This window comes from Flavobacterium sp. HBTb2-11-1 (assembly GCF_009826975.1).
Classification (GTDB): Bacteria; Bacteroidota; Bacteroidia; order Flavobacteriales; family Flavobacteriaceae; genus Flavobacterium.
This window is the reverse complement of sequence record NZ_WUMO01000018.1, coordinates 1-4,906: the sequence shown is the minus strand read 5'-3', so window position 1 is coordinate 4,906 and position 4,906 is coordinate 1. Positions and strand designations below refer to the sequence as shown.

Sequence of the window (4,906 nt, the reverse complement as noted above, 5' to 3'; positions counted from 1 at the left end):
AGAGCATCGAATAATAATATTAAAATATACGATGAAGAGTTTGATCCTGGCTCAGGATGAACGCTAGCGGCAGGCTTAACACATGCAAGTCGAGGGGTAGAGCACTTCGGTGCTTGAGACCGGCGCACGGGTGCGTAACGCGTATGCAATCTGCCTTCCACAGAGGGATAGCCCAGAGAAATTTGGATTAATACCTCATAGCATTACAGGGTGGCATCACCCAGTAATTAAAGTCACAACGGTGGAAGATGAGCATGCGTCCCATTAGCTGGTTGGTAAGGTAACGGCTTACCAAGGCTACGATGGGTAGGGGTCCTGAGAGGGAGATCCCCCACACTGGTACTGAGACACGGACCAGACTCCTACGGGAGGCAGCAGTGAGGAATATTGGTCAATGGGCGCAAGCCTGAACCAGCCATGCCGCGTGCAGGATGACGGTCCTATGGATTGTAAACTGCTTTTGTACGGGAAGAAACCCTCCTACGTGTAGGAGCTTGACGGTACCGTAAGAATAAGGATCGGCTAACTCCGTGCCAGCAGCCGCGGTAATACGGAGGATCCAAGCGTTATCCGGAATCATTGGGTTTAAAGGGTCTGTAGGCGGTCTTGTAAGTCAGTGGTGAAAGCCCATCGCTCAACGGTGGAACGGCCATTGATACTGCTGGACTTGAATTATTGGGAAGCAACTAGAATATGTAGTGTAGCGGTGAAATGCTTAGAGATTACATGGAATACCAATTGCGAAGGCAGGTTGCTACCAATGGATTGACGCTGATGGACGAAAGCGTGGGTAGCGAACAGGATTAGATACCCTGGTAGTCCACGCCGTAAACGATGGATACTAGCTGTTGGGCGCAAGTTCAGTGGCTAAGCGAAAGTGATAAGTATCCCACCTGGGGAGTACGAACGCAAGTTTGAAACTCAAAGGAATTGACGGGGGCCCGCACAAGCGGTGGAGCATGTGGTTTAATTCGATGATACGCGAGGAACCTTACCAAGGCTTAAATGCAGACTGACCGGTTTGGAAACAGACCTTTCGCAAGACGGTCTACAAGGTGCTGCATGGTTGTCGTCAGCTCGTGCCGTGAGGTGTCAGGTTAAGTCCTATAACGAGCGCAACCCCTGTTGTTAGTTGCCAGCGAGTCATGTCGGGAACTCTAGCAAGACTGCCAGTGCAAACTGTGAGGAAGGTGGGGATGACGTCAAATCATCACGGCCCTTACGCCTTGGGCTACACACGTGCTACAATGGCCGGTACAGAGAGCAGCCACCCCGCGAGGGGGAGCGAATCTATAAAGCCGGTCACAGTTCGGATCGGAGTCTGCAACTCGACTCCGTGAAGCTGGAATCGCTAGTAATCGGATATCAGCCATGATCCGGTGAATACGTTCCCGGGCCTTGTACACACCGCCCGTCAAGCCATGGAAGCTGGGGGTGCCTGAAGTCGGTGACCGCAAGGAGCTGCCTAGGGTAAAACTGGTAACTAGGGCTAAGTCGTAACAAGGTAGCCGTACCGGAAGGTGCGGCTGGAACACCTCCTTTCTAGAGCCCGAACCGTTAGCCGCAAGGCACGTTTGGGAAATAAGATGCCTGGCTATAGGTTTTGGGTCTTGAAATTGCATTACTCTTGCTGTTAATTTAAAGAAATAAACTTTTAAGTAAAAAAAACAGAGTCTCGTAGCTCAGCTGGTTAGAGTACTACACTGATAATGTAGGGGTCGGCAGTTCGAGTCTGCCCGGGACTACTTTTTTAAGCTTGAAGAGAAGGAAATTTTAGAGGTTGAGGCCTTATGAGAAATAATTCATAACTCATAACTAATAGCCCATCACTAAAAAATGGGGGATTAGCTCAGCTGGCTAGAGCGCCTGCCTTGCACGCAGGAGGTCAACGGTTCGACTCCGTTATTCTCCACGAAACTATCGCAAAAACGGTAGGTAAAAGTTCATTGACATATTGGGATAAGAAAATAATAAGAAAGTAGAAAGAACACGTAGAGGCATTGCATGCAATGCCGATACAGTGCAATAAGCAAAATAAGGGCGCATGGGGGATGCCTAGGCTCTCAGAGGCGATGAAGGACGTGATAAGCTGCGAAAAGCTGCGGGGACGGGCACACACCGATCGATCCGCAGATATCCGAATGGGGCAACCCGCTATATTGAAGATATAGCACACCGATAGGTGGGCAAACCCGCTGAACTGAAACATCTAAGTAGGCGGAGGAGAAGAAAACAAAAGTGATTCCGCAAGTAGTGGCGAGCGAACGCGGATTAGCCCAAACCAGTTATGTTACGGCATAGCTGGGGTTGTAGGACCGCGACATTTCATGCGCAAGGAACCGGAAGCTTCTGGAAAGGAGCGCCATAGAGGGTGACAGCCCCGTATGGGCAACGAGCGTAATGGATAGCGGTATCCTGAGTAGGGCGGGGCACGTGAAACCCTGTCTGAATTCGGCGGGACCATCCGCTAAGGCTAAATACTCCTGAGAGACCGATAGTGAACCAGTACCGTGAGGGAAAGGTGAAAAGAACCGTGAATAACGGAGTGAAATAGATCCTGAAACCATGCGCCTACAAGCGGTCGGAGCCCTTTAGTGGGGTGACGGCGTGCCTTTTGCATAATGAGCCTACGAGTTAACGCTGCTGGCAAGGATAAGTGGTTAAGCCATGGATCCGCAGCGAAAGCGAGTCTGAATAGGGCGCTTTAGTCAGTAGTGTTAGACGCGAAACCGTGTGATCTACCCATGGGCAGGTTGAAGCTGTGGTAACACACAGTGGAGGACCGAACCGGTTGACGTTGAAAAGTCTTCGGATGACCTGTGGGTAGGGGTGAAAGGCCAATCAAACTCGGAAATAGCTCGTACTCCCCGAAATGCATTTAGGTGCAGCGCTGATAATAGTTATATAGAGGTAGAGCTACTGATTGGATGCGGGGGCTTCACCGCCTACCAATTCCTGACAAACTCCGAATGCTATATAATGTTTTACAGCAGTGAGGGCTTGGGTGCTAAGGTCCAAGTCCGAGAGGGAAAGAACCCAGACCATCAGCTAAGGTCCCCAAATATATGCTAAGTTGAAAGAACGAGGTTTGTCTGCCCAGACAGCTAGGATGTTGGCTTGGAAGCAGCCATTCATTTAAAGAGTGCGTAACAGCTCACTAGTCGAGCGGACGAGCATGGATAATAATCGGGCATAAGCATATTACCGAAGCTATGGATTTTGTGGCAACACAAAGTGGTAGGGGAGCATTCTGACAGGGCTGAAGGCGTATCGTAAGGTATGCTGGACCGGTCAGAAAAGAAAATGTAGGCATAAGTAACGATAATGCGGGCGAGAAACCCGCACACCGAAAAACTAAGGTTTCCACAGCTATGCTAATCAGCTGTGGGTTAGTCTGGACCTAAGGCGAACCCGAAAGGGGCAGTCGATGGCCAACGGGTTAATATTCCCGTACTTCTTATTGCTGTGATGGGGTGACGGAGTGATGAAAGCGCCGCGGACTGACGGAATAGTCCGTTAAAGCACCTAGCTATATCTTTTACAGGCAAATCCGTAGAAGATGGCGAAATGCGATAGTACTCGGAGTCTTCGGACAAAGAGATAGTGCGCCTAAGGGCTTCCAAGAAAAACCTCTAAACTTCAGGCAGTAAGAACCAGTACCGTAAACCGACACAGGTAGTTGAGGAGAGAATCCTAAGGTGCTCGAGAGATTCATGGCTAAGGAATTAGGCAAAATAGACCTGTAACTTCGGGAGAAAGGTCGCCCACAGCGATGTGGGCCGCAGTGAAGAGGTCCAGGCGACTGTTTATCAAAAACACAGGGCTCTGCAAAATCGCAAGATGAAGTATAGGGCCTGACACCTGCCCGGTGCTGGAAGGTTAAGAGGAGATGTTATCTTCGGAGAAGCATTGAATTGAAGCCCCAGTAAACGGCGGCCGTAACTATAACGGTCCTAAGGTAGCGAAATTCCTTGTCGGGTAAGTTCCGACCTGCACGAATGGTGTAACGATCTGGACACTGTCTCAGCCATGAGCTCGGTGAAATTGTAGTAACGGTGAAGATGCCGTTTACCCGCAGTGGGACGAAAAGACCCTGTGCACCTTTACTATAGCTTAGTATTGACCTTGGATAAATGATGTGTAGGATAGGTTGGAGACTGTGAAGGGGCGTCGCCAGGCGCTTTGGAGTCATTGTTGAAATACAACCCTTTGTTTATCTGAGGCCTAACCCCGCGATGTGGGGGACAGTGCTTGGTGGGTAGTTTGACTGGGGTGGTCGCCTCCAAAAGAGTAACGGAGGCTTCTAAAGGTTCCCTCAGCACGCTTGGTAACCGTGCGCAGAGTGCAATGGCATAAGGGAGCTTGACTGAGAGACATACAGGTCGATCAGGTACGAAAGTAGAGCATAGTGATCCGGTGGTTCCGCATGGAAGGGCCATCGCTCAAAGGATAAAAGGTACGCCGGGGATAACAGGCTGATCTCCCCCAAGAGCTCATATCGACGGGGGGGTTTGGCACCTCGATGTCGGCTCGTCACATCCTGGGGCTGGAGAAGGTCCCAAGGGTTGGGCTGTTCGCCCATTAAAGTGGCACGCGAGCTGGGTTCAGAACGTCGTGAGACAGTTCGGTCTCTATCTACTGCGGGCGTTAGAAATTTGAGTGGATCTGATTCTAGTACGAGAGGACCGAATTGGACAAACCTCTAGTGTATCTGTTGTCCCGCCAGGGGCACCGCAGAGTAGCTACGTTTGGAAGGGATAAGCGCTGAAAGCATATAAGCGCGAAACCCACCACAAGATGAGATTTCTTTTAAGGATCGTGGAAGATGACCACGTTGATAGGCTGCAGATGTAAAGGCAGTAATGCCACAGTCGAGCAGTACTAATAATCCGTAAGCTTATGCACA

The 4,906-nt window shown here is 50.3% G+C and carries 2 tRNA genes and 2 rRNA genes; all 4 read left to right on the top strand.

Annotated elements, in window-relative coordinates:
- Positions 1-28 precede the first annotated feature (28 nt).
- Positions 29-1,542, top strand: a 16S ribosomal RNA gene (locus GR162_RS22040).
- 129 nt (positions 1,543-1,671) lie between these two features.
- Positions 1,672-1,745 (top strand) — tRNA-Ile (locus GR162_RS22035).
- A 93-nt stretch (positions 1,746-1,838) separates the two neighbouring features.
- Positions 1,839-1,912, top strand: a tRNA-Ala gene (locus GR162_RS22030).
- 110 nt (positions 1,913-2,022) lie between these two features.
- A 23S ribosomal RNA gene (locus GR162_RS22025) occupies positions 2,023-4,905 on the top strand.
- The 16S and 23S rRNA genes sit together here with 2 tRNA genes alongside, the layout of an rRNA operon.
- Position 4,906: the final 1 nt, after the last annotated feature.